Source organism: Pseudoxanthomonas sp. USHLN014 (genome assembly GCF_037153335.1).
In the GTDB taxonomy this organism is placed as follows: Bacteria; Pseudomonadota; Gammaproteobacteria; order Xanthomonadales; family Xanthomonadaceae; genus Pseudoxanthomonas_A; species Pseudoxanthomonas_A winnipegensis.
The window spans coordinates 13,598-38,638 of sequence record NZ_JBBCKO010000003.1 but is presented as its reverse complement, the minus strand read 5'-3'; the positions used below and the strand labels follow the sequence as shown (position 1 = coordinate 38,638).

Annotated in this window: 18 protein-coding genes, 1 pseudogene and 1 riboswitch; of the genes and pseudogenes, 6 read left to right on the top strand and 13 right to left on the bottom strand. The window is 70.2% G+C overall.

Annotated elements, in window-relative coordinates:
• Positions 1 to 27: 27 nt before the first annotated feature.
• From WFQ05_RS07245 to WFQ05_RS07235, 3 genes are all read right to left on the bottom strand, one after another.
• On the bottom strand, positions 28 to 2,997 hold the full coding sequence (locus WFQ05_RS07245) for a diguanylate cyclase (RefSeq protein ID WP_337053289.1): 2,970 nt from the start codon (positions 2,995 to 2,997) through the stop codon (positions 28 to 30).
• A 153-nt stretch (positions 2,998 to 3,150) separates the two neighbouring features.
• Positions 3,151 to 4,170, bottom strand: a complete 1,020-nt coding sequence (locus WFQ05_RS07240) for a ribonucleotide-diphosphate reductase subunit beta (RefSeq protein WP_337053288.1) — start codon at positions 4,168 to 4,170, stop codon at positions 3,151 to 3,153.
• A gap of 478 nt (positions 4,171 to 4,648) precedes the next feature.
• Positions 4,649 to 7,066, bottom strand: a complete 2,418-nt coding sequence (locus WFQ05_RS07235) for a ribonucleoside-diphosphate reductase subunit alpha (protein ID WP_337053287.1) — start codon at positions 7,064 to 7,066, stop codon at positions 4,649 to 4,651.
• Between the two features lie 187 nt (positions 7,067 to 7,253).
• Positions 7,254 to 7,487, bottom strand: a riboswitch (cobalamin riboswitch).
• 231 nt (positions 7,488 to 7,718) lie between these two features.
• Between WFQ05_RS07235 and WFQ05_RS07230 the strand changes: the two genes are divergently transcribed.
• Positions 7,719 to 8,627 (top strand): ZIP family metal transporter, encoded by a 909-nt coding sequence (locus WFQ05_RS07230; protein ID WP_307184114.1) that lies wholly within the window; start codon positions 7,719 to 7,721, stop codon positions 8,625 to 8,627.
• On the opposite strand, the gene WFQ05_RS07225 is transcribed toward WFQ05_RS07230, so the two are convergent.
• The 3 genes and pseudogenes from WFQ05_RS07225 to WFQ05_RS07215 form a co-directional block, all read right to left on the bottom strand.
• Positions 8,628 to 9,482, bottom strand: a complete 855-nt coding sequence (locus tag WFQ05_RS07225) for a sterol desaturase family protein (RefSeq protein ID WP_337053286.1) — start codon at positions 9,480 to 9,482, stop codon at positions 8,628 to 8,630.
• 12 nt (positions 9,483 to 9,494) lie between these two features.
• A pseudogene (locus tag WFQ05_RS07220) lies at positions 9,495 to 9,665 on the bottom strand (hypothetical protein); the annotation flags it as partial.
• Between the two features lie 185 nt (positions 9,666 to 9,850).
• Positions 9,851 to 10,381, bottom strand: coding sequence for a hypothetical protein (locus WFQ05_RS07215; protein ID WP_337053285.1), 531 nt, complete (start codon positions 10,379 to 10,381; stop codon positions 9,851 to 9,853).
• 175 nt (positions 10,382 to 10,556) lie between these two features.
• Here WFQ05_RS07215 and ompR point away from each other — a divergent pair, with 175 nt between their 5' ends.
• The 4 genes from ompR (at position 10,557) to WFQ05_RS07195 (ending at position 15,964) form a co-directional block, all read left to right on the top strand.
• Positions 10,557 to 11,276: a two-component system response regulator OmpR gene (gene ompR / locus WFQ05_RS07210; protein ID WP_337053284.1), complete on the top strand. Its 720-nt coding sequence runs from the start codon at positions 10,557 to 10,559 to the stop codon at positions 11,274 to 11,276.
• On the top strand, positions 11,273 to 12,529 hold the full coding sequence (locus WFQ05_RS07205; protein WP_337053282.1) for an ATP-binding protein: 1,257 nt from the start codon (positions 11,273 to 11,275) through the stop codon (positions 12,527 to 12,529). Before ompR ends, WFQ05_RS07205 begins: the two co-directional genes overlap by 4 nt.
• Before the next feature lie 21 nt (positions 12,530 to 12,550).
• Positions 12,551 to 13,447: an alpha/beta hydrolase fold domain-containing protein gene (locus tag WFQ05_RS07200; RefSeq protein WP_337053281.1), complete on the top strand. Its 897-nt coding sequence runs from the start codon at positions 12,551 to 12,553 to the stop codon at positions 13,445 to 13,447.
• Positions 13,448 to 13,723: 276 nt separating this feature from the next.
• Positions 13,724 to 15,964 (top strand): TonB-dependent siderophore receptor, encoded by a 2,241-nt coding sequence (locus tag WFQ05_RS07195; protein ID WP_337053280.1) that lies wholly within the window; start codon positions 13,724 to 13,726, stop codon positions 15,962 to 15,964.
• 382 nt (positions 15,965 to 16,346) lie between these two features.
• On the opposite strand, the gene WFQ05_RS07190 is transcribed toward WFQ05_RS07195, so the two are convergent.
• From WFQ05_RS07190 to WFQ05_RS07160, 7 genes are all read right to left on the bottom strand, one after another.
• Entirely contained in the window at positions 16,347 to 17,360 is a 1,014-nt protein-coding gene (locus tag WFQ05_RS07190) for a patatin-like phospholipase family protein (protein WP_337053279.1), read from the bottom strand.
• A gap of 123 nt (positions 17,361 to 17,483) precedes the next feature.
• Complete coding sequence (locus WFQ05_RS07185; RefSeq protein ID WP_337053278.1) at positions 17,484 to 18,794, bottom strand: arsenic transporter; 1,311 nt, start codon at positions 18,792 to 18,794, stop codon at positions 17,484 to 17,486.
• Between the two features lie 188 nt (positions 18,795 to 18,982).
• Complete coding sequence (arsC, locus tag WFQ05_RS07180; RefSeq protein ID WP_337053277.1) at positions 18,983 to 19,396, bottom strand: arsenate reductase (glutaredoxin); 414 nt, start codon at positions 19,394 to 19,396, stop codon at positions 18,983 to 18,985.
• Positions 19,397 to 19,439: 43 nt separating this feature from the next.
• Positions 19,440 to 19,787 carry a helix-turn-helix domain-containing protein gene (locus WFQ05_RS07175; RefSeq protein WP_337053276.1) on the bottom strand — a complete coding sequence of 116 codons (348 nt, stop codon included), beginning with the start codon at positions 19,785 to 19,787 and terminating at the stop codon, positions 19,440 to 19,442.
• Positions 19,788 to 19,944: 157 nt separating this feature from the next.
• On the bottom strand, positions 19,945 to 20,955 hold the full coding sequence (locus tag WFQ05_RS07170) for a TIGR00266 family protein (RefSeq protein ID WP_130520650.1): 1,011 nt from the start codon (positions 20,953 to 20,955) through the stop codon (positions 19,945 to 19,947).
• A 244-nt stretch (positions 20,956 to 21,199) separates the two neighbouring features.
• Positions 21,200 to 23,419, bottom strand: coding sequence for a TonB-dependent receptor (locus WFQ05_RS07165; protein ID WP_130535292.1), 2,220 nt, complete (start codon positions 23,417 to 23,419; stop codon positions 21,200 to 21,202).
• 136 nt (positions 23,420 to 23,555) lie between these two features.
• Positions 23,556 to 24,182 carry a nicotinamidase gene (locus WFQ05_RS07160; protein ID WP_337053274.1) on the bottom strand — a complete coding sequence of 209 codons (627 nt, stop codon included), beginning with the start codon at positions 24,180 to 24,182 and terminating at the stop codon, positions 23,556 to 23,558.
• 157 nt (positions 24,183 to 24,339) lie between these two features.
• Here WFQ05_RS07160 and WFQ05_RS07155 point away from each other — a divergent pair, with 157 nt between their 5' ends.
• Positions 24,340 to 25,038, top strand: a complete 699-nt coding sequence (locus tag WFQ05_RS07155) for an MgtC/SapB family protein (RefSeq protein WP_130524532.1) — start codon at positions 24,340 to 24,342, stop codon at positions 25,036 to 25,038.
• Positions 25,039 to 25,041: the final 3 nt, after the last annotated feature.

Below are 25,041 nucleotides of genomic sequence, written 5' to 3'. Positions count from 1 at the left end.
GTCGCGCGCCGGAACCGCGCGCGGCGATCAGACCAGGGCCGGGGCCGCGCCAGGGGCCTGGTCGCTGGCGATCCCTTCGTGCGTGGCCACCACCACGCGATTGCGCCCTTCGCGCTTGGCCTGGTAGAGCGCGTGGTCGGCGCGCCGCAGCAGCGCGTTGGGCGTCTCGCCCGGCTGCAGCCAGGCCACGCCGATCGAGCAGGTCACGCGCAGCGAGAGGCCATCGATGACCAGCGGCTTGGCGCCCACCGCGTCGTGCAGCGCCTGCAGCCGCTCGCCGGCCGGCGGCTGCAGGCCGGGCATCACGCCGAGCAGTTCCTCGCCGCCGTAGCGGCCGATGATGTCCGAGCCGCGCATGTTGTGGGCCAGGCGGTCGGCGACGCCGGCCAGCACCACGTCGCCGACCAGGTGGCCGTGGGTGTCGTTGACCTGCTTGAAGTGGTCCAGGTCCAGCAGCGCGATCGCCAGCTGCGTCCCGGCGGCATGGGCGCGCACGGCCTCGCGCTCGAGCTGCTCCATGATGCTGGTACGGTTGTGCAGGCCGGTCAGGCCGTCGTGGGTGGCCTGCACCTGCAGCGCGGTGCGCGCCAGTTCCAGCGCGCGCTTGTCGGCCTCCAGCTCGGCGGTGCGCGCGGCGACCAGGCGTTCGAGCTGCTGCTTGTGCTTGACGATGGCGTGCACGCGCCAGCGCCACAGGCTGCCGACCAGCGCGACCGCCAGGATGCCCCACAGCGCCAGCAGCAGCGGCGAGCGCCACCATGGCGGGCGCACCTCGAAGCCGAAGGTCACCACCTCCGACTGCGCGCGGCGACCGACGTCCAGCGCCTGCACCTCGATCACCTGCTTGCCCGAGCCCAGCAGCGGGAAATCCAGCGTGCGCGAATTGGTCTCGATCCATGCGTCCTGGCGATCGCGCAGGCGGTAGCGGAACTTCAGCATGTCGGTCCCGGCGATGCTGCCGGGCGTGGACAGGGTCATGCGCACCGGCAGCTGTTCCCACGGCAGCACCGCGCCCGAGTCGATGCGCTGCCCGCCGCGTTCGACCCGGGCGATGTTGAGCGCCACCGGCGTGCGCGCCAGCAGCTGCTCCGGATGCAGCAGGTGGCTGACGCCGCGCGAGGTGCCGATCCACACCGAACCGTCGCGGTCCTCGAAGAATCCGCCCTCGGAGATGTCCTCGCTGATCAGGCCGTTGGCCTCATGCAGCCGCGTCCACTTGCCGTCCTGCAGCACGTCCAGGCCCATGCTGCCGCCGACCCAGAGCCGGCCGGCGCGGTCGTGGCGGATGAAGTAGGGGATCGCATCGCGCAGCAGCGGGTCCTCGACTTCCTTCAGGGTCAGCGTGTCGCCCTGGCCGATCGGGCCGCGGAACAGGCCCGCATCGTCCACGCTGAGCCACAGCGTGCCGTCGCGCCCGATCGAGAGCTTGTCGAACAGCGTATTGGGCATGTCGCCCTGCGCGTGGATCCTGGTGACACGCCCGTCGCGCTCCAGGCGCATCACCCCGCCCTTGCCGGCGAACCACAGCCGTCCCTGTGCGTCCTGCTCGACATCGCCGAAGCTCACCGCCGGCAGCGCCTGGAAGCGCCGGGGGACCGGATGGGCCAGATCGTCGATCAGGTACACGCCTTCGGTCGTGCAGATCCACAGGCGCTGGCGATCGTCGAAGAAGATCCGGCGCAGCTTGGCCGGCAGGGTCGCGGCGACCTTCAGCTCGTCGCCCTGCAGGCGCAGCAGCTGGCCGCGATACAGCGCCACCCACACCGCCTGGTCCGGGCCCAGGGTCAGCGCGAACACATCGCGCACCGGCTCGCCCAGCGGATTGTGCAGGGTCTGGATGCGGTTATCGCCGGCGGTCAGGCGATGCAGGTCGCGCTCGTTGCCGAACAGCATCGCGCCCTGCGCATCGCGCGCTAGCGACCAGTTGGGCAGGCCCTGCAGGCCGTTGCCCGGGCCCCAGTTCTCCACGCCGGCATAGCCGCGCCAGCGCAGCACGCCCAGGCCGGGGTAGGACATCCACAGCTCGCCGCTGCGGCTGGCCAGCAGCGCGTTGGGCGGAAGATCGGGCAGGCCGTTGCGGGTGTCGAACCGCTCCCAGCGACCGTCCCAGCGCAGCATGCCGCCGTCGCTGCGGGTCAGCACGCGACCCTGGCGGTCCTCGGTCAGGTCCAGGTGGCGCGTGGTGGTAGCCAGCATCGAAGGCGGCGGCACCGGCCGCTCCTCGAAGCGCGTCGCGCCCGGTGCCAGCACCAGGATGTGGCGCGGGCTGCGCGCCCACAGCGTGCCGCGACGGTCGCGCAGGAACGCGGTCCAGGCATCGCGCGGCACGCCGTCGCCGGGCCCGTAGACGCGCACCTGGCCATCGTCGGTGCGGCGGCAAACGGTCTGGCCGCAGCCGAACCACAGCGCGCGGCCATCGCGGTAGACCGCGCCCAGCTCGGCCAGCTCGGGGTGGGCCCGTTCGGCGGCCTGGTCGAACAGCGCGCGTGTCTTCCAGTGCCCGTCCGGGTCGCGGGTCGCGCGTAGCGCGCGGCTATGGCTCAGCGCCACCGCACCATCGGCCAGCGCCGCGACGTTGTGGCCGACCTCGAAGGGAAGCGGCGACCCGGCCGGGTCGAGCACGCGCACGGCCCGGTCGCCGTCCCAGAAGTACAGGTTGGCCGCGGTGGCGACCCACAGCCCGCGCCCGTCCGGCGCCGGCGAGGCGTTCATCACATAGGCATCGTCCAGACCCGCACCGGCGCCGACGCGTTCGAAGCGCTCGCCTTCGTAGCGGTACAGGCCGCCGTAGGTGCAGGCGTAGACGTTGGCCTGCGGATCCTCGACCAGGCAGTCGGCGCCCAGGCTACGCAGGCCATCGGCCGTGCCGTAGACCCGCAGCGAGGCGACCTGGGCGGGCACGGGCCCGACCACGCACAACAGCGCCAGCGCCGCGCCGAAGGCGCGACCGAGCCGGAGCATGGCGATGGTGCGCGCCGAGGCGCGACGGGCGTGCATGGCGAACAAGCGCGGTCTGCGGGGACGGATATCCCCCAGACTAACGGCACGCCTGGCCTCGACTTAAGCCCGTCAGGCAGTCAGATGCGGTGTTTTGGCGACCTTTTCCGCCCGGAAACGTTTCCAGTGCGGCGTCGGCGTCGTGCGGCGCCCTCAGAAGGCGTGATCGAAGCCGACCTCGCCCTGCACGCCGACCTGGTAGGACGAGACCCGCCGCTCGAAGAAGTTGGTCAGCTCCTGCACGTCCTGCAGCTCCATGAAGGGCAGCGGATTGCGCACGCTGTACTTGCGCGCCATGCCCAGCTTGGCGAAATGGTTGTCCGCGCAGTGCTGCAGGTACTGGCGCATGTCGCGGGTGGAGATGCCGGCCACGCCGCCGGACAGCACGTCCTCGGCGAACTGCAGCTCGCACTCGATCGCCTCTTCCAGCATGTCGTAGACCTGCTGCTGCATGTCGGCGTCGAACAGGTCCGGCTCCTCCTCGCGCACCACGCGCACGCCCTCGAAGGCGAAGGCCATGTGGCAGCTCTCGTCGCGGAACACCCAGTTGGTGCCCGAGGCCAGGCCCGGCAGCAGACCGCGCGAGCGGAAGTAGTAGACGTAGGCGAAGGCGGCGAAGAAGAACAGGCCCTCGATGCAGGCGGCGAAGCAGATCTGGTTGAGCAGGAACTGGCGGCGGTGCGCGCGCGTCTCCAGGCGCTTGAGGTCCTGGATGGTGTCCATCCACTTGAAGCAGAAGTCGGCCTTCTTCTTGATCGAGGGGATGTTGTCGACCGCGGCGAAGGCCTTGGCGCGCTCGCCCGGATCCGGCAGGTAGTTGTCCAGCAGGGTCAGGTAGAACTGCACATGCAGCGCTTCCTCGTACAGCTGGCGCGAGAGGTACATGCGCGCTTCGGGCGCATTGAGGTGCTGGTACAGGTTCAGCACCAGGTTGTTGGACACGATCGAATCGCCGGTGGCGAAGAAGGCGACCAGCCGATGGATCAGATGGCGATCGGCCGGGGTCATCTTGTCGTGCAGATCGGTGATGTCGATCTGGAAGTTGATCTCGTCCACCGTCCAGCTGTTCTTGATGGCGTCGCGATACATGTCATAGAACTGCGGATAGCGCATCGGGCGCAGGGTCAGTTCGAAACCGGGATCGAGCAGCATCTGACGGGGTTGAGCGGACATTGGAACTCCTGAATTCTTTGACTGTGCAGAAAGGCGAGACCGGCGAACCGGTCCCACCTCCCACTGCGGTTACTGCTTGGGAACGCGGATTGGGAAAGCTCGAATGCCACATGCCTTCGCGTACAACACTTTGCCGTTCGGCAGAGTGATGCAGCTCCGAAAGATGACTTCGTAGCCTTCATCCGAGTCATTCGGTTGGTTGTCCAACTGAAATTCTCCAATAGAAATTGGCTACCAATTCCTGTCACACCTTCCGAATTTTCTTCTTGAGTTGAACCTCAAGAACGCGATAGTGTTGCGCCCCTCCTTACAAGAGATGGCTTCGGTAGGTCAGCGGCGTCAGTAGCACCACGACGCTTTGCTATCGCTAGCTAAAGGGACCGAGTTGGCGCTTGGTCCCTTTTTTATGCCCGCTCTCCAGCGAGCTTGGCGCGTCCATGCGCCGGGGGACGTCCTGTCCCCCTTGTTCTTAAATGACTTACTGGCAGGCTTCGCAGGCTTCTGGATTCTCAAGCGAGCAGCTGACCGCCTCGGTGGGCGTGTACTGCGGCTTGGGGGCTTCAGACGCGCCGTGGCTGATGGTGGCCTTGGCGATGCGGGTGGCCGGACGCGAACGCAGGTAGTAGGTGGTCTTGATGCCCTGCTTCCAGGCGTACATGTACATGGAGGACAGCGCGCCGATGTTCGGGCTCTCCATGAACAGGTTGAGCGAGGCCGACTGGTCGATGAAGGCGCCGCGGTCGGCGGCCATGTCGATCAGCGAGCGCATCGGCAGCTCCCAGGCGGTGCGGTAGACCACGCGCAGGGCCTCGGGGATCTCCGCCACGCCCTGGATCGAGCCTTCGGCCAGCTTGATCGCATCGCGCATCTCCGGCGTCCACAGGCCGAGCTTCTTCAGCTCGTCCACCAGGTAGCGGTTGACCTGCAGGAAGTCGCCGGACAGCGTCTCGCGCTTGAACAGGTTGGACACCTGCGGCTCCACGCACTCGTAGCAGCCGGCGATCGAGGCAATGGTCGCGGTCGGGGCGATGGCGATCAACAGAGAGTTGCGCAGGCCGTGCTGCTGGATGCGCTCGCGCAGCGCGTCCCAGCGCGCGGTGTCCTCGGGCACCACGCCCCAGGCGTCGAACTGCAGCTCGCCCTGGGCGGCGCGGGTGTCGCCGAAGGAGGGATGCTTGCCGCGCTCCTGCGCCAGCTCGCACGAGGTCTCCAGCGCGTGGAAGTAGATCGTCTCGGCGATCTTCCTGCTGATCGCGCGCGCCTCGGCGCTGTCGAAGGCCAGGCGCTTGCGGAAGAACACGTCCTGCAAGCCCATGCAGCCCAGGCCGACCGGGCGCCAGCGCAGGTTGCCGCGGCGCGCGGTCTCGATCGGGTAGAAGTTCAGATCGATCACGCGGTCCAGCTGACGCACGGCCAGGCGCACGGTCTCGGCCAGCTTGTCGTAGTCGAAGTCGCCGTACTCGTCGAAGTGGCGACCCAGGTTGATCGAGCCCAGGTTGCACACCGCGGTCTCCTCGTTGGAGGTGACCTCCAGGATCTCGGTGCACAGGTTGGACAGATGGATCACGTTGCCCGGACGCAGGGTCTGGTTGGACGCCTTGTTGCACTTGTCCTTGAAGGTCATCCAGCCGTTGCCGGTCTCGGCCAGGGTGCGCATCATCCGCGCGTACAGCTTGCGCGCCGGCACGGTCTTGCTGGCCTTGCCCTGCGCCTCGGCCTGCTCGTACGCGCGCTCGAAGGCCTCGCCGTACAGGTCGGTCAGCTCCGGCACGGCCTTGGGGTCGAACAGCGACCAGGGCTTGTCCGCTTCCACGCGCGCCATGAACAGGTCCGGCACCCAGTTGGCCAGGTTGAGGTTGTGCGTGCGGCGCGCGTCGTCGCCGGCGTTGTCGCGCAGCTCGAGGAAGTCGTCGATGTCCGCGTGCCAGGTCTCCAGGTAGACGCAGGCCGCGCCCTTGCGCTTGCCGCCCTGGTTGACCGCCGCCACCGAGGAATCCAGCGTCTTCAGCCACGGCACGATGCCGTTGGAATGGCCGTTGGTGGACTTGATCAGCGAGCCGCGCGCACGCACGCGCGAGTAGCTCACGCCGATGCCGCCGGAGAACTTGGACAACTGCGCAATATCGCCGTACTTGGCGTAGATCGACTCCAGCGAATCCTGCGGCGAGTCCAGCAGGAAGCAGCTGGAGAGCTGCTCGTGCGTGGTGCCGGAATTGAACAGCGTCGGGCTGGACGGCAGGTAGTCCAGGTGCGCCATGCGCTGGTACAGCGCCAGGGCCTCCGGCACGTCCTCGCTCAGCGCGCTGGCGATGCGCAGGAAGAACTGCTGCGGGGTCTCGATCACCTTGCGGCTGTGCGGGTGGCGCAGTAGGTAGCGGTCGTACAGGGTGCGCAGGCCGAAGTACTCGAACTCGCGGTCCAGGCCGGCGTCGACGGCATCGTTGAGCTTGCGCGCGTTGACCTGCACGAAGTTCAGCAGGCGCTCGTTGATCAGGCCGACCTCATGGCCGCGGGCCACCGACTGGGAGAAGGCGTGGATCTCCTGGCCGGAGACCTCCTTGGCGATGAAGTTGGCCAGCAGGCGCGCGGCCAGGCGGCCGTACTCGGGCTCCTCGCCGATCAGCAGCGCGGCGGTGCGGATGGACAACTCGTCCAGCTCCTGCGTGGTGGCGCCGTCGTACAGGCCGGAGATGGTGCGCGTGGCCACGCGCATCGGATCGACCGCGTGCAGGCCTTCGGCGCAGCGCTGCACGGCGCGCACGATCTTGTTCAGGTCCACCGCCTCGCTGCCGCCGTTGCGCTTGGTCACGCGCATGGCCGTGGCGGTGGGCGGCGGGGTCAGCGAAAAGGCGGCGTCGGCCGGGCGCTGGGCCACGGCGGAATCGGTCTGGGTCACGGTCGAAACTCTCCATGCGTAGATGCACGCATTGCGCCTTCCCACGAGGGCGCAACAGGGGCCGGGCGACCGAGGGTGAAACGGCGGCGTCGCAGAAGCCGCGACCGCACGAACGGCGTTCGTGGTCGGGCCTTGCGTCACCAGCCGTCTCTCCCTCGAAAGACACCGCGGCCGGCGCCGCGCGAGGTGCTTGCGCGCGACTGTCGGCAGGTCTTCGGACTGACGGGCGTGAAGCCAGGACACAGTCCTGCTTCTCCTAACCCACCGCTTCCCAAGGCCACCGGGGGCCTCAGTGCAGATGGCGGGGTCGTTCCCAATCACCGCTGCGGGGCAGTGCCGGAGTGGGCCGCAAGGCCGCACCGGCTTCCCTTTTCATCCCCGCGGCTTGTGGCCGCGAGGAACCGACGACCCCAAGATAGTGGGGTCATCCACGCCCGTCAACGCCAAATGTAGTGACAAAAGGGAAGGTCCTGATGCCATGCGGGTTTCACGGATTTCTGCTCCGTGGAGCATTCCCGGCCGGTGTGCGCTGCAGCACGGTTGACGCGCCCTTGCCCGTCGGTGTCCGATGTTGGGCAGGCACCTTCGGTCCCGTTGCGGACAACGGCACCCCGAGCGCACGCGCGCCCCTTCCGCCCACGAAGCCCCTGCCATGCACGATCACACCCTGTCCTCCCCGTCCGCGCTGCGGCGCCTGCTGCCGTGGCTGCTGGCGCTGGCCGCCCTGCTGCTGGGCGCCTGGCTGCTGCAGGAAGTCCTGGCCCAATGGCCGCATCGCCCCGGCCTGCGCCAGGCGCTGCGCGACGGCCTGATCTGCGCCGCGGCCACCGCCGCCGGCGCGCTGCCGGTGCTGGCGGTGCGGCGCCTGCCGCAGACGCTGGCCGACGGCCTGATGGGCTTCGGCGCCGGCGTGATGCTGGCCGCCACGGCCTTCTCGCTGATCGTGCCCAGCCTGCAGGCGGCCAAGGACCAGGGCTACGGCGGGCTGGGCGCCGGCGGGCTGGTCAGCGTCGGCATCTGCCTGGGCGTGGCGATGATGCTGACGATGGACCGGGTGATCCCGCATGCGCATCTGGACCAGCAGGGCCAGACCACGCGCGTGGGCGGCCTGCACCAGTGGCTGCCGCCGCAGGTGACGCTGTTCGTGCTGGCCATCACCTTGCACAACATCCCCGAAGGCATGGCGGTGGGCGTGGCCTCCGGCTCGGGCATGGCCAACGCCGAGCCCTTCAGCCTGGCCATCGCGCTGCAGGACATCCCCGAAGGCCTGGTGATCGCGCTCTCGCTGGCCACCGCCGGCGTGCGCCGCGGGCGCGCGGTGCTGATCGGCGCCGCCTCGGGTCTGGTGGAGCCGCTGGGCGCGGTGGTGGCGGCGGTGGCGGTGGGCGCGTTCTCCACCCTGCTGCCCTGGGGCCTGGCGTTCGCGGCCGGGGCGATGCTGTTCGCGGTCAGCCACGAGGTCATCCCCGAGTCGCACCGCAACGGCCACGAGACCCTGGCCACCATCGGCCTGACCCTGGGCTTCTGCCTGATGATGGTGATGGACACCGGGCTGGGCTGATCAGCCGCCCGGCTTGAACCCCGGCGGGCCGAACAGCGTCCGCAGTGCCTGCCCGGGCGAGCGCACCCGGCGCAGGTCGGCCCACAGCCCCAGCCAGCCGTGCAGGGCGATCCGCACCGGATGGTGGCTGCGCAGCGGTTCGACCAGGCCGTAGCGCGGCGGCACGCCCGGCAACTGCGCGCGGAAGCTGCCGAACATCCGGTCGAACACGATCAGCACCCCGCCGTAGTTGCAGTCCAGATACTCCGGGTTGCTGGCGTGGTGCACGCGGTGGTGCGCAGGGGTGTTGAAGACACATTCGATCCAGCGCGGCAGCACGCCGATCAGTTCGGTATGCAGCCAGAACTGGTAGAGCAGGTTCAGCGCCAGCGCGCCCAGCACCGCCGGTACCGGGAAACCAAGCCACACCAGCGGAGCGAAGAACAGCGCCTGCCCGGTGAGCTGCGCGGTCCAGCCCAGCCGGTACGCCGAGGCCAGCGTGTACTGCTCGGGCGAGTGGTGCACGCAGTGGTTGACCCAGAACCAGCGGATCCGGTGGTCGGCGCGGTGCATGGCGTAGTAGCAGGCCTCCTGGCCGACGAACAGCAGCGTCCATTGCCAGGGCGCATCCATCGCCAGGGTCGTCAGGCGCACCTGGTGCACCGCCAGCAGCACGACGCCGGCCACGCCGCTGCCGAGCACCAGGCCGACCAGGCCGCGGCCGAGCGCATCCCCCAGCGAGGCCCAGTAGCTCTTCCAGTCGTAAGCCAGGCCGCGACGCAGGCGCAGCCAGGCTTCGAGCGCCGCCAGCAGCGGCAGCGCCAGCGGGACCCAGCGCAGCCAGGACAGGTGCGGGCCAAGCAGGGACAGGACCATGGCCGCGGCGGCCTACTGGCCCGACCCGCGTCGGGCGGCGGACAGCGCCTGGCCCGCCGCGCGCAGTTCGTCGCGCGACAGGGCGCCGTCGTGGTTGGCGTCCAGCGCGTCGAAATGCTCGAACAGGCGCGGCAGGCTGGCCTGGGCTTCGCTGCGCTGGATCAGGCCGTCGCCGTTGGCATCGGCGGCCTTGAGCTTGCGCGCCATCTGCTGGCGTCCGGCCGAGGCGGCGCTGTCGTTGGCCTGCTGCGCCAGCAGGCAGGACGGGGCCAGCGCGAGCAGCGCCAGCGTCAGCGCGGGGAAGAGCGTCTTCATGGGCAGGTCTCGATCGAAAGGGCGCGCCGCCGGCCTGGCGGCGCGCGAAAGGCTCACTTGCGGCAGGCCACGACCTGGCCGCTGCTGTCGGTGCAGGTGCCGGTGTGGCTGACGCTGCCGTTCTGCACCGTGGTCGACCCGGTGTAGGACGCCCCGCCGGCCGTGGTGGCGATGGTGCTGCGCGCGCCGTTGACGTTGCCTGCGGCATCGCGGCTGATCTCGCCGCTGGTGGACAGGCTGCCGCCGGCGGCGGTGGTCGCGCTGGCCGTGCCCTGGCGGCCGGCGCTGCCATCGGTGTTGCGGTACCAGCTGCCGCTGCGGTGCGCGCTGCCGCCGTCGGCGCCCTGCACCGCCGCGCCGCTGCGGCCGGTGGTATTGCCGGCCGCATCGGTGCGGCTGCCGTGGCCGCGCACATAGGCGCCGTTGGCGTTGCGTCCGGCGGCGGCCGTGCCGCGCACCTGCGCGCCATCGGCGGCGGTACCGCCGCCATGGACGCGGACGCGGCCGGCCCAGGCGTCGGTGGAGAGGGACAGCGCGCCGCCAACGGCCAGCGCGGACAGCAGCATCAGGTGGGTCGTACGCATGATCGGTTCCTCGCGATGGGATGGAACGGCGTCGATCGCCGTGCCGCCATGCTGGGCCGGCCGGACCTGCGAGGTGTTGCGCCTCTGCCAGCAGATGTGTCCGCCGGCCGGCGCTGAAACATCTGCTTACAACCGGCGTTGTCGGCGCCGGCCACCGGGCGCGATAGTGCGCCGCATGAGCGAGATCACCGCCAAGCTGCTGCTGGTCGACGACGACGTGCGCCTGCGCGAACTGCTGCAGCGCTACCTGGAAGGCGAGGGCTTCGCCGTCAAGGCGGTGGGCGACGGCACGCAGATGCGCCAGGCGCTGGACCGCGGCCATTTCGACCTGATCGTGCTGGACCTGATGCTGCCCGGCGAGAGCGGCCTGGACCTGTGCCGGCGCCTGCGCGGTCAGGGCGACACCACGCCGGTGGTGATGCTCACCGCCAAGGGCGACGAGATCGACCGCATCGTCGGGCTGGAGATCGGCGCCGACGACTATCTGCCCAAGCCGGTCAATCCGCGCGAGCTGCTGGCCCGCATCCGCTCGGTGCTGCGACGCACGCAGGCCGTGCCGGGCGCGCCGCAGGCCGAGGGCGGGATCGTCGCCTTCGGCCCGTGGCGGCTGGACTTGGGCAACCGCCAGCTCAGCCGCCAGGGCCGCGTGGTGAAGCTGACCAGCGGCGAGTTCGCGGTGCTGGCGGTGCTGGTGCGGCACCCGCGGCAGACACTCTCACGCGACCGGCTGATGAGCCTGGCGCGCGGGCGCGAGCACGAGGCCTTCGAGCGCAGCATGGACGTGACCATCGCCCGCCTGCGCAAGCTGCTGGAGGACGATGCGCGCAACCCGACCATCGTGCAGACGGTCTGGGGCGCGGGCTATGTGTTCGTGCCGCCGGAGGAGGTCGCGTGAGGCGCGCGCCGGGGATGTTCGCCCAGCTGGCGCTGGTCATCGCGCTGGTGCTGGCCGGCGCCGGCGTGCTGGCCGCGGTGCTGGGCCGCGAGCTCGCCATCGCCCCGGCCGCCGATCAGCTGGCGCGCGCCATGCGCGGCTTCGCCGGCCTGGCCGAGGAGGTGGACCGCAACAGCGGCCACGCCGCCACGCTTCGCTATCTGCAGCAGGCCGAGCTGGACGTGCGCGAGAGCGCGCCGGCGAGCGACGCGCGCGCGTTCGCGCCCTTCCTGCGCGTGCTGCGCCAGCGCACGGCGCGCGCGCTGGGCCACGAGCGTGCGGTGGTGCTGTCGCGCGACGTTGAGGGCGACCGGCTGTGGATGCAGCTGCGTACCAGTCCGACGCTGTGGATTTCCTTCGGCGCCAAGCCCGCGCGCGGCAGCCGGCGCTTCACGCTGGCCCTGCTGCTGGGCTGCGTCGGCCTGACCTGGCTGGCGGCGGCGTACTGCGCCCAGCGCCTGGTCGGCCCGCTGCGCCAGCTGGCCCAGGCCGCGCCCGGGCTGGTCCGCGGCGAGGCGCCGCGTCTGGACGTGCGCGGCCCACGCGAGGTGCGCGAGCTGGCCGACGCCCTGGAGCAGGCCAGTGAGGACGTGCGCAGCGCCGCCGACGAGCGCGCGCTGATGCTGGCCGGCATCTCGCACGACCTGCGCACGCCGCTGACCCGGGTGCAGTTCGCCACCGCCCTGCTGCCCGACACCGATCCCACCCTGCGCGCCGGCATCGACCGCGATATCGCCGAGATCGACGCCATCCTCTCCCAGTTCATCGCCTACGCCCGCGACGGCCGCGACGAGGCGGTCGAGCCGCTGGACCTGGCGCGGATCTGCCGCGAGGCGCTCGATGCCGCCGGCGGACCGTGGGACGTGCAGTGCCCGGACACCGCGCCGCTGCGCGGGCGGCCCATCGCCCTGCGCCGCGCGCTGGAGAACCTGGTGGCCAACGCGCAGCGCCATGGCGCCGCGCCATTCGCGCTGCGCCTGGTCGGCACCGGCGATGGCGCCTGGCAGGTGACCGTGTGCGACCACGGCCCGGGCATGGACGCGGCGCAGGCGCAACGCGCGCTGCAGCCGTTCGTGCACGACCCGGCCGGCGGCGGCAGCGGCCTGGGGCTGGCCATCGTCGACCGCGTGGCGCGCCAGCACGGCGGCGCGCTGCAGCTGCTGCCCAACCCGCCGCGCGGCCTGCGCGCGGTCCTGCGCCTGCGCGGCGCCTGACGTCCCACCGGAACCTTCGCCATGCGTGTCCGCTCCGCCTGCTGTGTCCTGCTGCTCTGCCTGCCGCTGCTGGCCTGCGCGCAGTCGCGCGGCGAGCGCCTGCGCCACCTGCTGGGCCAGCGTCAGGTCGAGGCCGGCGACACGCAGTCGCTGCCCGCCGACGCGCGCGTGCTGCGCGAGGTCGCCTATGGCCCCGATCCGGCGCAGCGCTACGACGTGTATGCGCCCGCCGGCGCGCGCGGCCTGCCGATCATCGCGATGGTCCACGGCGGCGGCTGGAGCAAGGGCGACAAGGACAATCCCGGCCTGGCCACGCCGAAGGCGGCGTACTGGCTGCCGCGCGGCTATGTGCTGGTGTCGATCAACTACCGCATGCTGCCCGATGCCGATCCGGCGGTGCAGGCGCGCGACGTGGCCGCGGCCATCGCCCACCTGCAGCGGCACGCGCAGGACTGGGGCGGCGATCCGGCGCGCACGGTGCTGATGGGGCATTCGGCCGGCGCGCATCTGGTCGCCCTGCTCGGCGCCGATGTCGCGGCGCTGACCGAGGCCGGCGCGCAGCGCCCGCGCGCGGTGATCGCGCTGGACAGCGCGGCGATGAATGTCGTGCAGATCATGCAGGCGCGCCACTTCCCGCTCTACGACCGCGCCTTCGGCGACGACACCCGCACCTGGAGCGCGGTCTCGCCCTGGCACCATCTCTCGCGGGCTTCGCTGCCGATGCTCGCGGTGTGTTCCTCGCGGCGCGAGGACAGCTGCGCGCAGGCGCGCGGGCTGGCGCAGCGCGCGCAGGCCTTCGGCGTGACCATCCAGGTCCTGCCCGAGGACCTGTCGCATATGCAGATCAACCGCACGCTGGGCGAGCCTTCCGCCTACACCCGTGCGGTCGATGCCTATCTGGCCACTGCGGTGAAGTAAGCCGCGCACCGCACGCAGCGCTTCTCTGACGGCTTTGTCATCGCGCATAGCGGCGCGCGAGGCCTTTGGCGGCCACCGCATGCCCGTGTGTGGCTTGTCCGCCATTTGAGAATCACTTACATTTGCGCGCCGCAGGCCTCCGCGCCAACGCCCGCCTGCGTGGTCATCGGACGACCATCGCCAGCCCGCTATCTGGGCAAGCCTCCCAACGTCTTCCCCGCCGTGCGCTCGCCTTCGCCGCGCGCGGCGTGCCTGCCTGCGCCCTCAAGGAACCCCATGTCCGCTGCCGTTTTCCGCGCGTCCGCCGCGCCGACCCGCTCCCCGCTCGCCGCGGCCCTGCTGCTGGGGCTGGGCCTGTGCGCCCCGCTCGCCCACGCCGCCGATGGCGAGACAGACGCCGAGGAGCAGGCGCGCCGCCGCACGCCCAAGACGCTGGACAACGTGCAGGTCACCGGCGCGCGGGCCGAGCCATCCACCACCACGCGGCTGCCGATCAGCCTCCAGGACACGCCGCAGTCGGTGAGCGTGATCGGCCTGCAGCGGCTGGAGGACGAATCGATGTTCAGCATCAACGATGTGATGCGCAACATCACCGGCGTCAACGTGTCCTTCTGGGATACCCAGCGTCCGCTGTACTTCGCGCGCGGCTTCCAGATCACCGACTTCCAGGTCGACAGCCTGCCGACCTACAGCGGCTCGACCAACCAGGAATACGACACCGCCTTCTACGACCGCATCGAAGTCATCCGCGGCGCCAACGGCCTGCTCAGCGGCGCCGGCATTCCCTCGGCCACGGTCAACCTGCTGCGCAAGCGTCCGGGCCGCGACTTCGACGCGGCGGTCACCGCCAGCGTCGGCAGCTGGGACTTCCGCCGCGTGCAGGCGGACATCAACCTGCCGCTGACCAGCGACGGGCGCTTCCGCAGCCGCTGGGTCGGCGCCTGGACCGACCGCGACTACTACTACGACCGCTACGAAGAGAACAAGAAGGCCGGCATGGCCGTGCTGGAAGGCGACCTGACCGACAGCACGACGGTCACGGTCGGCTACCAGATCCAGGACAACAACCCGACCGGCTCGACCTGGGGCACGGTGCCGTTCTTCAGCGCCGATGGCGCCGACGCCCACCTCTCGCGTTCGACCAACTTCTCGCCGGCCTGGACGCGCTGGCAGCGCCAGACCCGTACCGCCTTCGCCAATCTGGAGCAGCGCTTCGGCGAGGACTGGCTGCTGAGGGTGAACTCGGCGCATACCAAGGGCGAGGTGCAGAGCCTGCGCGTCTACGGCAGCGGCTACCCGGATCCGGTCACCGGCGCCGGCACCTATCTGCAGGCCAGCGCCGGCGAGACGAACGACACCCGCGATGCGCTGGACGTATACCTGTCGGGCAAGTTCGCGCTGTTCGGCCGGACCCACGACGTGGTGGTCGGCGGCAGCTGGCAGGACCTGCAATCCACCACGCCCGGCGTCGCCTTGGTCTATCCGAGCGACTGGCAGATGATCGCCACGCCGTATGGCAATGCGATGGGCTTCAACGTGCCCAACCTGTACGACTGGGACGGCAGCGCCGGGGCACTGACCTATCGGCGCACCGGCGCCTGGCGTCAGGCCCGCACCACCCAGCGCGGCGTCTATGCCTCGGCGCGCCTGCGCCTGGCCGAGCCGCTGTCGCTGATCGCCGGCGCGCGCCTGAGTTCGTGGGAAACGCGCACCCGCGCCTACAACGCCGCCGGCACTTACACTGGCACCAGCGGCCGCTACAAGGTCAGCGACGAAGTCACGCCCTACGTGGGCCTGGTCTACGACCTGGTGCCGGATGTCTCGCTCTACGCCAGCTACACCGAGATCTTCAATCCGCAGAACTACAAGGACAGGAACGACAACCTGCTGGCGCCGGTGCAGGGCTCCAACCTGGAGGCCGGCCTCAAGGCGCAACTGTTCGATGGCCGCGCCATGGCCACCGCCGCGGTGTTCGAGGCCAAGCAGGACAACTACGCGGTGCTGGACACCACCCAGCCGCCGAACTCGCTGCCGGACGGCAGCTCGGCCTATGTGGGCGTCAACGGCACCAAGAGTCGCGGCTGGGAAGTGGACTTCAACGGCGAGCTGCTGCCGGGCTGGACGCTCAACGCCGGCTACACCCACGTCAAGGTGACCCGCGCGCCGACCGATGCCATCTACGCCAACCTGCCCGAGGACTATCTGCAGCTCTCCACCCAGTGGCGCCTGCCGGGCCGCTGGGAGCGCCTGAGCCTGGGCGGCGGCGTGAGCTGGCAGAGCAAGGTGCAGGGCTTCAACATCGAGCGCCCCAATGGCGATGGCACCACCACGCCGGTCACGGTCACCCAGGGCGCCTACACGCTGGTCCACCTCAACGCCAACCTGCGCATCAACGCGCAATGGACCGCGACGCTGTCGGTGCGCAACGCGCTGGACAAGACCTACTGGGCCAACCTGGACTACAACAACTACGGCGAACCGCGCTTCGTCTCGGCGAGTTTGCGGTGGCGGTTCTGAGGGCTGGTGATGGAGGTTGAGCAAGGTCGCTAGGCGACGCTCGTCGTTCCTGCGAACTCGGGGCTTCCGTTGCTTTGGTTTTCCCGAGCGAAAGTCCCTGGGTTCCCGCGTTCGCGGGAACGACGGTAGAGGTGTTGCTGGCGCTTCGAGTGCGAAGCGGCCTCGCGAGGTGTGCGACATCGAGATCAACGGATCTCAAGCGACTAACGCGCAGCGAAGCTCCCGCTTCTGCCCCCTCCCTTTCGCGCAGCGAAGGGGAGGGCTGGGGAGGGGTCGCTGTTGCTTTTGCCTTTCGCTGGTTCGCAGTTTCGCTCAAATAACTACTCGCGGTGCCGAGCTCGACCAGCCATATCCCGTCGCAACAACGACACGACCCAACCACTCACTTGGCCGGACAAGGCGTCCCACGAAACGTCAGACGCTGGAGGCGTGTCGGCTCCACACACGGCACCGGCTTCGGCGCCGCGGCCGCCGCCGCTGCGGCCGCGCGCTCGTGCTGCAGCTGGGCCAGGCGCGCCTTGATCTGCGGCATCACCGCCAGCGCGGCCTTCTCGCCTTCCAGAATGGCCGCGTTGCGCTGGCTGAAATCGGCCGCGCCGATCTCGTTGACCTTGGGCCGCACCACCACATCGGCGCGCGCGAGCTCCTGCTGGCCGGCGCGCTGGCCCATGATGGTGATCGACTGGTTGAGCGTGCCCAGCAGATCGCCCGGATTCTTGCCGCTGGCCTTGCTGGAGATGTCCACGGCGATGACGAAATCCGCGCCCAGCTGCTTGGCCGCATCCACCGGCACCGGGCTGACCACGCCGCCGTCGACGTAGTGCCACTTGCCGATCTCCACCGGCTCGAACACGCCCGGCACGCTGCTCGAGGCGCGCACCGCCTGGCCGGTGTCGCCGCGGTTGAACATGGTGCGTTCGCCGTCCTCCAGCCGCGTGGCCACCGCGACGAAGGGCTTCTTCAGCCGCTGGATCGGCGTATTGCCCACCTGCGCGTTGACGTAGTCCTGCAGCGCGCGGCCCTGCACCAGCCCGCCGGAGAACAGGCGCACATCGCGGATGGTCGATTCGTCCAGCGCCACGGCCTTGCTCTGCATCTGGAACACGTCCATGCCGCTGGCGTAGAGCGCGCCGACCACGCTGCCGGCGCTGGTGCCGGCGACCACGTCGGGGCGGATGCCGTTGGCCTCCAGCATCTTGATCACGCCGATGTGCGCGAAGCCCTTGGCCGCCCCGCCGCCCAGCGCGATGCCGATCACCACCGGCCTGGCGGTGACCGCCGGCGGCGGCACTACGGTCGTGGTCGGCGGCGGCGTCTTGACCGCCTCGCCGCCGCAGGCCGAAAGCAGGGTGACGCAGGCGGTCAGCAGCAGGCAGGTCAGGCGCGAAGCAGGCATGGCACGCAGGGCGTTGGGGAAAGCACGCAGCTTAGTCAGCCGATGCCAAACGGCGGGCAACTTGCGCCGAGCCGGCCACATCGAGCGGCGGCCCCGAGGCGCGCCGGCCCCGTGCGCCGCCGCTCAGTGCCCGCGCACGACCGGGAGCCAGAGCCACAGGGCCACCAGGGTGGCCAGCAGCACGGGAGGCGTCAGGACAAGCCCGACCTTCATGTACTGCGCCCACGTGATCCGCTGCCCCTTGCCGGCCAGCACGTGCAGCCACAGCAGGGTCGCCAGCGAGCCGATCGGCGTGAGCTTGGGCCCCAGATCGTTGCCGACCACGCTGGCGTAGATCATCAGCTCGCGCGTCTGCGCGGGGACGTCGGCCGCATCGATGGCCAGCGCGCTGACCAGCGTCGCCGGCATGTTGTTCATGAGCGAAGCGAGCCCGGCCACGGCGAAGCCCGTGCCGAACGTGGCCGCGAACGTGCCTTGCGCCGCCAGCCACACCAGGAGCGCGCGCGCCGCCTCCGTGAGCCAGGCACGGCCCAGGCCGTAGACGATCAGATACATGCCGAGCGAGAACAGCACGATCTGCCACGGCGCACCGCGCAGCACCTTGTCCAGCGCGACCGTCGCGCCGCGACCGCCGGACGCCCAACGGCCGGCGATCGCCAGGAGCAGCAGCGCGGCGGCGCCGGTGACCAGCGCGACCGGCACGCCCAGCGGGCCGGTGACGAAATAGGCCAGGAGCAGCAGGGCCAGCAGCGGGAAGGCGGCCCGGAACACCGCTTCGTCGCGGATCGCCTGACGCGGCGGCTCCAGACGATCGATGCCGTACGTGGCGGGCATGTCGCGTCGGCACCACAGCCACAGCACCCCCAGCGTGGCGCCGACCGAGACCAGGTTCACCGGCACCATCACGGCGGCGTAGCGACCGAACGCGATCTCGAAGTAGTTGGCCGTGACGATGTTGACCAGGTTGGACACCACCAGCGGCAGGCTTGCCGTGTCGGCGATGAAGCCGCAGGCCACGGTGAAGGCCAGCGCGCCGGCTGGCGGGAAGTCCAGCCGCAGCAGGATCGCCAGCACGATCGGCGTCAGCAGCAGCGCCGCACCATCGTTGGCGAACACCGCGGCGATCGCCGCACCGAGCAGCACGACCAGCGGAAACAGCCTGCGGCCAGCGCCGCCGCCCCAGCGGGCGACATGCAGCGCCGCCCAGGCGAAGAACCCGGCCTCGTCCAGGAGCAGCGAGATCACGATCAGGGCGACGAAGGTGAAGGTCGCGTCCCACACGATGCCCCAGACCGTGCCGACGTCGTGCCAGCCGACCACGCCGGTGGCCAGCGCGACGGCGGCGCCGGCGAGCGCGGACCAGCCGATCCCCAGCCCGCGTGGCTGCCAGATCACAAGGACGAGGGTGACGACGAAGATCGCGAGGGCAAGCATGGGCGCTCCGGCGCGCGTCAGAGAGAGCGCCGATCCGGCGCCGGTGGGAGCGCCTGGACGCGCTTCAGGCGCTCGGGAAGTCGCTCGATGGAAGGGGCCACGCCACGACGCGCGGTGCGGTCAGCGCGCGGGCCCGGACGGGATGGCGTCGCGCGGCGTCGATGTCCGGCAGACACCGCGCATGCGCCTCACGCCGATGTCGCGGGCGCGGTCACGACCTCTCCGTCTTCCTTGGTGAAGCGAGCGACGGGATTGGCCAGCAGCGCCAGCACGCGCTCGGAAGGCCGACACAGCGCCGCGCCCTTCTCGCTGACCACGATGGGCCGATTGATCAGGATGGGATGCGCCATCATCGCGTCCAGGAGCTGGTCGTCGGTCAGCGATGGATCTTCCAGGCCGAGCTCGGCATAGGGCGTGCCCTTCTCGCGCAGCAGCGCACGCGGGCTGATGTCCATGGCCGCGATCAGCGCAACCAGCGCCTCGCGCGTGGGCGGCGTCCGCAGGTACTCGATGACCTCGGGCGTCTCGCCCGACTGGCGGATCATCGCCAGCGTGTTGCGCGAAGTGCCGCAGGCCGGGTTGTGGTAGATGGTGATGCGCATGGGCTTGTGAGGTCCGGAAGAAGGTTCGGAGCACCCGCCCCGCTCACGCGCGGCGCTGCGGGGCGCAGGCGGACGCAAGCCCGAGCAGGTCGCCGCAGATGGCCGGGTTGCCGGAGCAGCAGTCCTCGGTCAGAAAGGCCAGCAGCTGGCGCATGTCCTCGTAGCTGGCCGCGTAGCGCACGCGCCGGCCATCGCGCCACGCGCGCACCAGGCCGGCCCGCTCCAGCGTCGCCAGGTGGAAGCTCATGCGCGTGGGCGGGATGGACAGCGCTTCGGCGATGTCTCCGGACGCCACGCCTTCCGGACCGGCTTTCACCAGCAGGCGGAAGGCGGTCAGTCGATCGGCATGCGCCAGGGCTGCGAGCGCGGAAACGGCGACATCATCGTTCATGCCACCACTCTACAAGGATATTTGTAGAGTGCAAGAGAAAGCTGGTCTCACGGCGCGTGAGCTTGCGCTCGAGGCACCCGCCGACGGCGCTCGGCCTGCCGATGCCGGCGGCAGCCACCGCTTCTCGATCGCCTCCGCGGCGGGAGGCGACCCGGAATCAGAAGTTGTTGTCCCCATCCAGGATGCGGCCCAGCCCACCCAGCACCGAGCCTTCGCCGCGGGCCTGGCCGCCACCTTGCGGGGCGGCCTGCAGCATGCGGCCGGCCATGCGCGAGAACGGCAGCGACTGCAGCCACACCTTGCCTGGCCCGGTCAGCGTCGCCAGAAACACGCCTTCGCCGCCGAAGAACATGCTCTTGATGCCCGCCACGCGGCGGATGTCCATGTCCACGCCGCCGTGGTAGGCGACCACGCAGCCGGTATCCACGTCGATGCGCTCGCCGGCGGCCAGCTCGCGCTCGACCACCGTGCCGCCGGCGTGGACGAACACCCAGCCGTCGCCCTCGAGCTTCTGCATGATGAAGCCCTCGCCGCCGAACAGGCCGGTGAGGATCTTGCGCTGGAAGGCGATGCCCAGCGACACCCCGCGCGCGCCGGCCAGGAAGCTGTCCTTCTGGCAGATCAGGCGGCCGCCGTGTTCGGACAGCTTCAGCGGCACCACGGTGCCCGGGTACGGCGCGGCGAAGGCGACCTTGGCCTTGCCGCTGCCGGTGTGCGTGTAGACGGTGGTGAACAGGCTCTCGCCGGTGACCACGCGCTTGCCCGCGGCCAGCAGCTTGTCCATGAAGCCGCCGCCGGCACCGCTGCTGCGGCCGTCGCCGAACACCGTGTCCATCTGCACCGAGGCGTCCTTGAACATCAGCGCGCCGGCCTCGGCCACCGCGCTCTCGCCCGGGTCCAGCTCCACCTCGACGAACTGCATGTCGTGGCCGACGATGCGGAAATCGATGTCGTCCGCGCGCCCCGCCCCGGTCGGCGGCGGCGGCATGTTCGGCGGCGAGGCGCCGCCGCCCAGCTCGGCCAGGGTCCCGACCGGCTGCCAGCCGGACAGGCCCTCGCGCCAGGCCAGCGCGAACGGGTTTGCGCGCGCGAAGGCCTGCGCGGCCGCGTCGTCGAACGGGCCCGAGCGGGTCTGCTCGGTGCCGGTGAGGAAGTACCAGCTGCTCATGGGCGCACACCTGACTGCGAAGGGATGCGCCGAGTCTAGCGTCAGCCCCCGACAGCCGCGCCCGTGCCCAAGGTCATGCGAAGCGCCCCACCCGTAGAGCGGAGCTTGCTCCGCTGGGGCGTTTCTCAAGAACCGGACCAGAAGCAGCGGAGGTAGAGCGGAGCTTGCTCCGCTGGGGCCTTTCCCATGAACCGGACCAGAAGCAGCGGAGCAAGCTCCGCTCTACAGGAAGGTGGCTCGCGCGTCAGAAGCCCGCGCGGAACTGCGCGCCGATGATGCGCGGGTCGTTGATGAAGCCGGTCAGGTTGTCGAAGTCGATCGCGCCGGTGGCCCGGATCTGATTGGTGCAGTTGCGGCAGAACACCGAGGCCTCGTACTTGCCGTCGGCCCAGGTGTAGCCGATCTTCAGGCCGCCTTCGGTCAGCGGCTGGCCGATGAACTCGCGCGACTGGTACAGGAAGAAGTTCACTTCGCTGCGATACGACCAGTCGGTGTAGAAGAACAGCTCGCCGTCGGCGCCCATCGGCACGCCGTAGCGCAGGTTGACGTTGCCGATCCACTTGGCCGCCTGCGGCAGCGGGTTGCCGTCGATGCGGGCGAAGCCGTTGGCATCGACCGGATCGGTCACCGTGCACACCCACGCCGAGCAGGTCGAAGTGGCCAGGCCCTTGTCCTTGATCTCGGTGTGGTTGTAGCTGCCGTTGAGGCCAAAGCGCAGGTTCTCGGTCAGCAGCAGGTCGAAGTCCAGCTCGGCGCCGTAGGCCTGGCTCTTCTTGGCGTTGATCAGCTGCACGGCATTGGACGTGCCGCCCACCGCGGTCAGCTGCTGGTCCTTGATGTCCATGCTGTAGATGTCGAAGGCCAGCCGGCCGCGGCGCTCCCACAGGTCGGCCTTGATGCCCAGCTCATAGGAATCCACCGTCTCCGGGCGGGCCACGGTCACCGGCACGCCGGTGGACGGCGGGCCGAAGCTGGCGCCGCGATAGCCGCGCGCAGCGCGCGCATACAGGTTGACCGCATCGCTCAGCGCCCAGGTCGCGGCGACGTCGCCGGTGACCTTCGAACCGCTGGTGTCACCACCGATCGGCGGCGGCGAGGTGCGGTCCCACTGCAGGATGTCGAAGGTCTTGTGGTCGTGCGTGTAGCGGATGCCGGCGCGCAGGTTGAGCACGTCGGTGGCCTGGTAGTTGAGCGAGGCGAACGCCGCCCACGAGCTGGTCTTCTGCTTGGTCAGGTCGTAGCCGGTCAGCGCGCCACCGGCCAGGGTGTCGTAGTCGTAGGCCTCACCCTGCACGTTGTCGTAGAAGTAGTACAGGCCGCCCTGCCAGTTGAGCGGGCCGGTGTAATCCGACTCGGCGCGCAGCTCCTGGGTGAACTGGTCCAGCGACTTGATCCCACCGGCGGTCTCCACCGAGAACGGGATGAAGCCCGGGCCCGACGGCACGGCTGGGTTCACGAACGCGCCCGGGCCGTAGCCGCCGTCGATGTCGCCGCGGCTGTAGTACTTGGAGATGCCCTCGTAGCCGGTGATCGAGTGGAAGGTCACATCGCCCGAGCTGAAGGTCAGGTTGGCGCTGCCGCCGTAGGTGGTCAGCTCCTGCGCGTTGTGGCCATCGATGTAGGCCTTGTCCGGGTCGAAGCCATCGACCAGGTTGTTGTTACCCGACTGGATGATGTTGGCGCGGAACAGGCGCGCGGTGCCGTTGAGCTTGCGCGCGTGCGCGTTGAACAGCGCGTTGAAGTCCTCCGAGGGCTGGAACAGCGCCTGCAGGCGCAGGGCCGAGTCGTCGTAGCCTTCCAGCTTCTGCCCGCTGATCTGGCTGGTCACCCAGTCGTCGCGGTGCTGCTGCAGCAGCGAGATGCGCGCGGCCCAGTCGCTGCCCATCGGCAGGTTGAGCGCGCCTTCGACCGAGCTGGTCGCATGAGTGCCGTAGGACACGCTGGCATAGCCGGAGGTCTCGCCGAGCACCGGCCGCACCGAGTTGAACTTCACCACGCCGCCGGGCGTGTTGCGGCCGAACTGCGTGCCCTGCGGGCCGCGCAGCACCTCGACGCTAGCCAGGTCGAACATCGGGAAGCCCTTGATGAAGGCGTTCTCGTAGACCACGTCGTCGTACACCAGCGACACCGGCTGCGAGGCGTAGGTGGTGAAATCGGTGTTGCCGTAGCCGCGGATGTAGAAGCGCGGGAACACGCGGCCGTTGGAGGACTCCACGTTGAGGCTGGGCGACTTGCCGGCCAGCACGCGCACGTCCGAGGCGCTGGTGGAGATGGCGTCCAGGTATTCCGGGCGCAGCACGGTGGCCGAGACCGGCACGTCCTTGGCGTTCTCGGCGCGGCGGTCGGCGGTGACGGTGACCGCATCCAGCGCCACCGGCGCCTGCTGCGCCAGCGCGACGGTGGCGACGGCGGCATTGATGGCGATGGCGAGCGTGGCGTGACGCAGCGACCTGCTGGCGGACATGGGGCGACTCCGGGGGCGTGGGTGGTATGCGAGGCGTGCTGTGGCGCAGCACGTTTAACGCAAAATACACGTTTTGGCCCCGGAGTTGTCAAACCCGGGAGTCCCGCTCCCCGGCTTGGCGACTCGGATCACGCGTTCAGCGAATCGGAATCCCAGCCTCCTGCAACGCCGCGCGCGTCGGCGCGTCCCCGTCCGGCGTGACCGGGCGCGTCAGCTCCCACAGGAACGCCACCTCGAAGCCTTCGGCGCGCGCATCCTGCGCCGTCCACAGCACGCAGACATCGCGCGCCAGCCCGCAGACGTGCACCTGCGCGATGCCGCGCTCGCGCAGCCAGCCGGCCAGGCCGGTGCTGGGACGCAGCCCATCCGGGCCGTGGTTCTCGCGGAACGCGCTGTAGGAATCGACCTGCGCATGGGTGCCCTTGCGCAGGATCAGGTCGGCCGGCGTCCAGTCCACGCGCGGGTCCAGCGCCGCGCCCGGCGTGCCCTGCACGCAGTGCGGCGGCCACAGCGTCTGCGGCTGGCCGTGCAGCTCGATCACCTCGAACGGCGCACGCCCCGGATGCTGGGCGGCGAAGGAGGCATGCGCACCCGGATGCCAGTCCTGCGTGGCCACGACCGTGCCGTAGACGCGCGCGGCCAGCAGCTGCGCGATGCCCGGCACGATCGCATCGCCCTCGAAGCAGGCCAGCGCGCCGCCCGGCATGAAGTCCGGCTGCAGATCGACCACGATCAGCGCGGTATCGGAAGGCATGTCGGTCATCGAAGCGGCCAGCGGCGTGGGGAAGGCGCAGCCTAGCCACGCGCGCCAGCGGCCTCAAGCCGGCTCCGCCTTGAGCGCGCCTTGATCGCGATGGGGCTAGGCTCAGCCGCGTTGCCCGTGCGTGCAGCGCACCGGCCACCTGCAAGGAGACTGCACCATGCTCGACACCTGGGAGATCGCCCTGCGCCTGCTGCTGGCCGCGCTGCTCGGCGGCATCATCGGCGCCGACCGCGGCCGGCTGGAGTGGGCCGCCGGCCTGCGCACGCACATGCTGGTCTGCGTCGGCGCGGCCCTGGCCATCATCGTCTCTGCGTTCGGCTTCAACGACGTGCTGGGCAATCCGCATGTGGTGCTCGATCCCTCGCGCATCGCCGCCCAGGTGATCAGCGGCGTGGGCTTCCTCGGCGCCGGCACCATCCTGTTCCTGCAGCGCGAGCAGGTGATCCGCGGCCTCACCACCGCGGCCGGGCTGTGGGCGGTGGCCTCGATCGGGCTGGCCGCCGGCAGCGGCCTGTACGCGGCCGCGGTGCTGGCCACCGCGCTGCTGTGGATCATCCTGGCCCTGCTCAAGCCGCTGGAGCGCCGCTATCTGCGCCGCCGCCGCGCCTCGATGCCGGGCCTGAAGCTGGTGCTGTCGCGGCAGCACGCGCCGCTGGGCCAGATCCAGCAGCAGCTGGAGGGCAGCGGCCTGCCGGTGCAGCGCATGGTGCTCAAGCCGCGCTCGCCGCAGACCGATCTGCTCGACGTGCGCTGTGAGTCCACCGTGCCGCAGGCGGCGCTGCTGCAGGCCCTGGAAGACCTGCGCGGGGTCCCCGGCGTCGAACAGGTCGACCTGCGCGGCAGCATCGGCCAGTAGCGC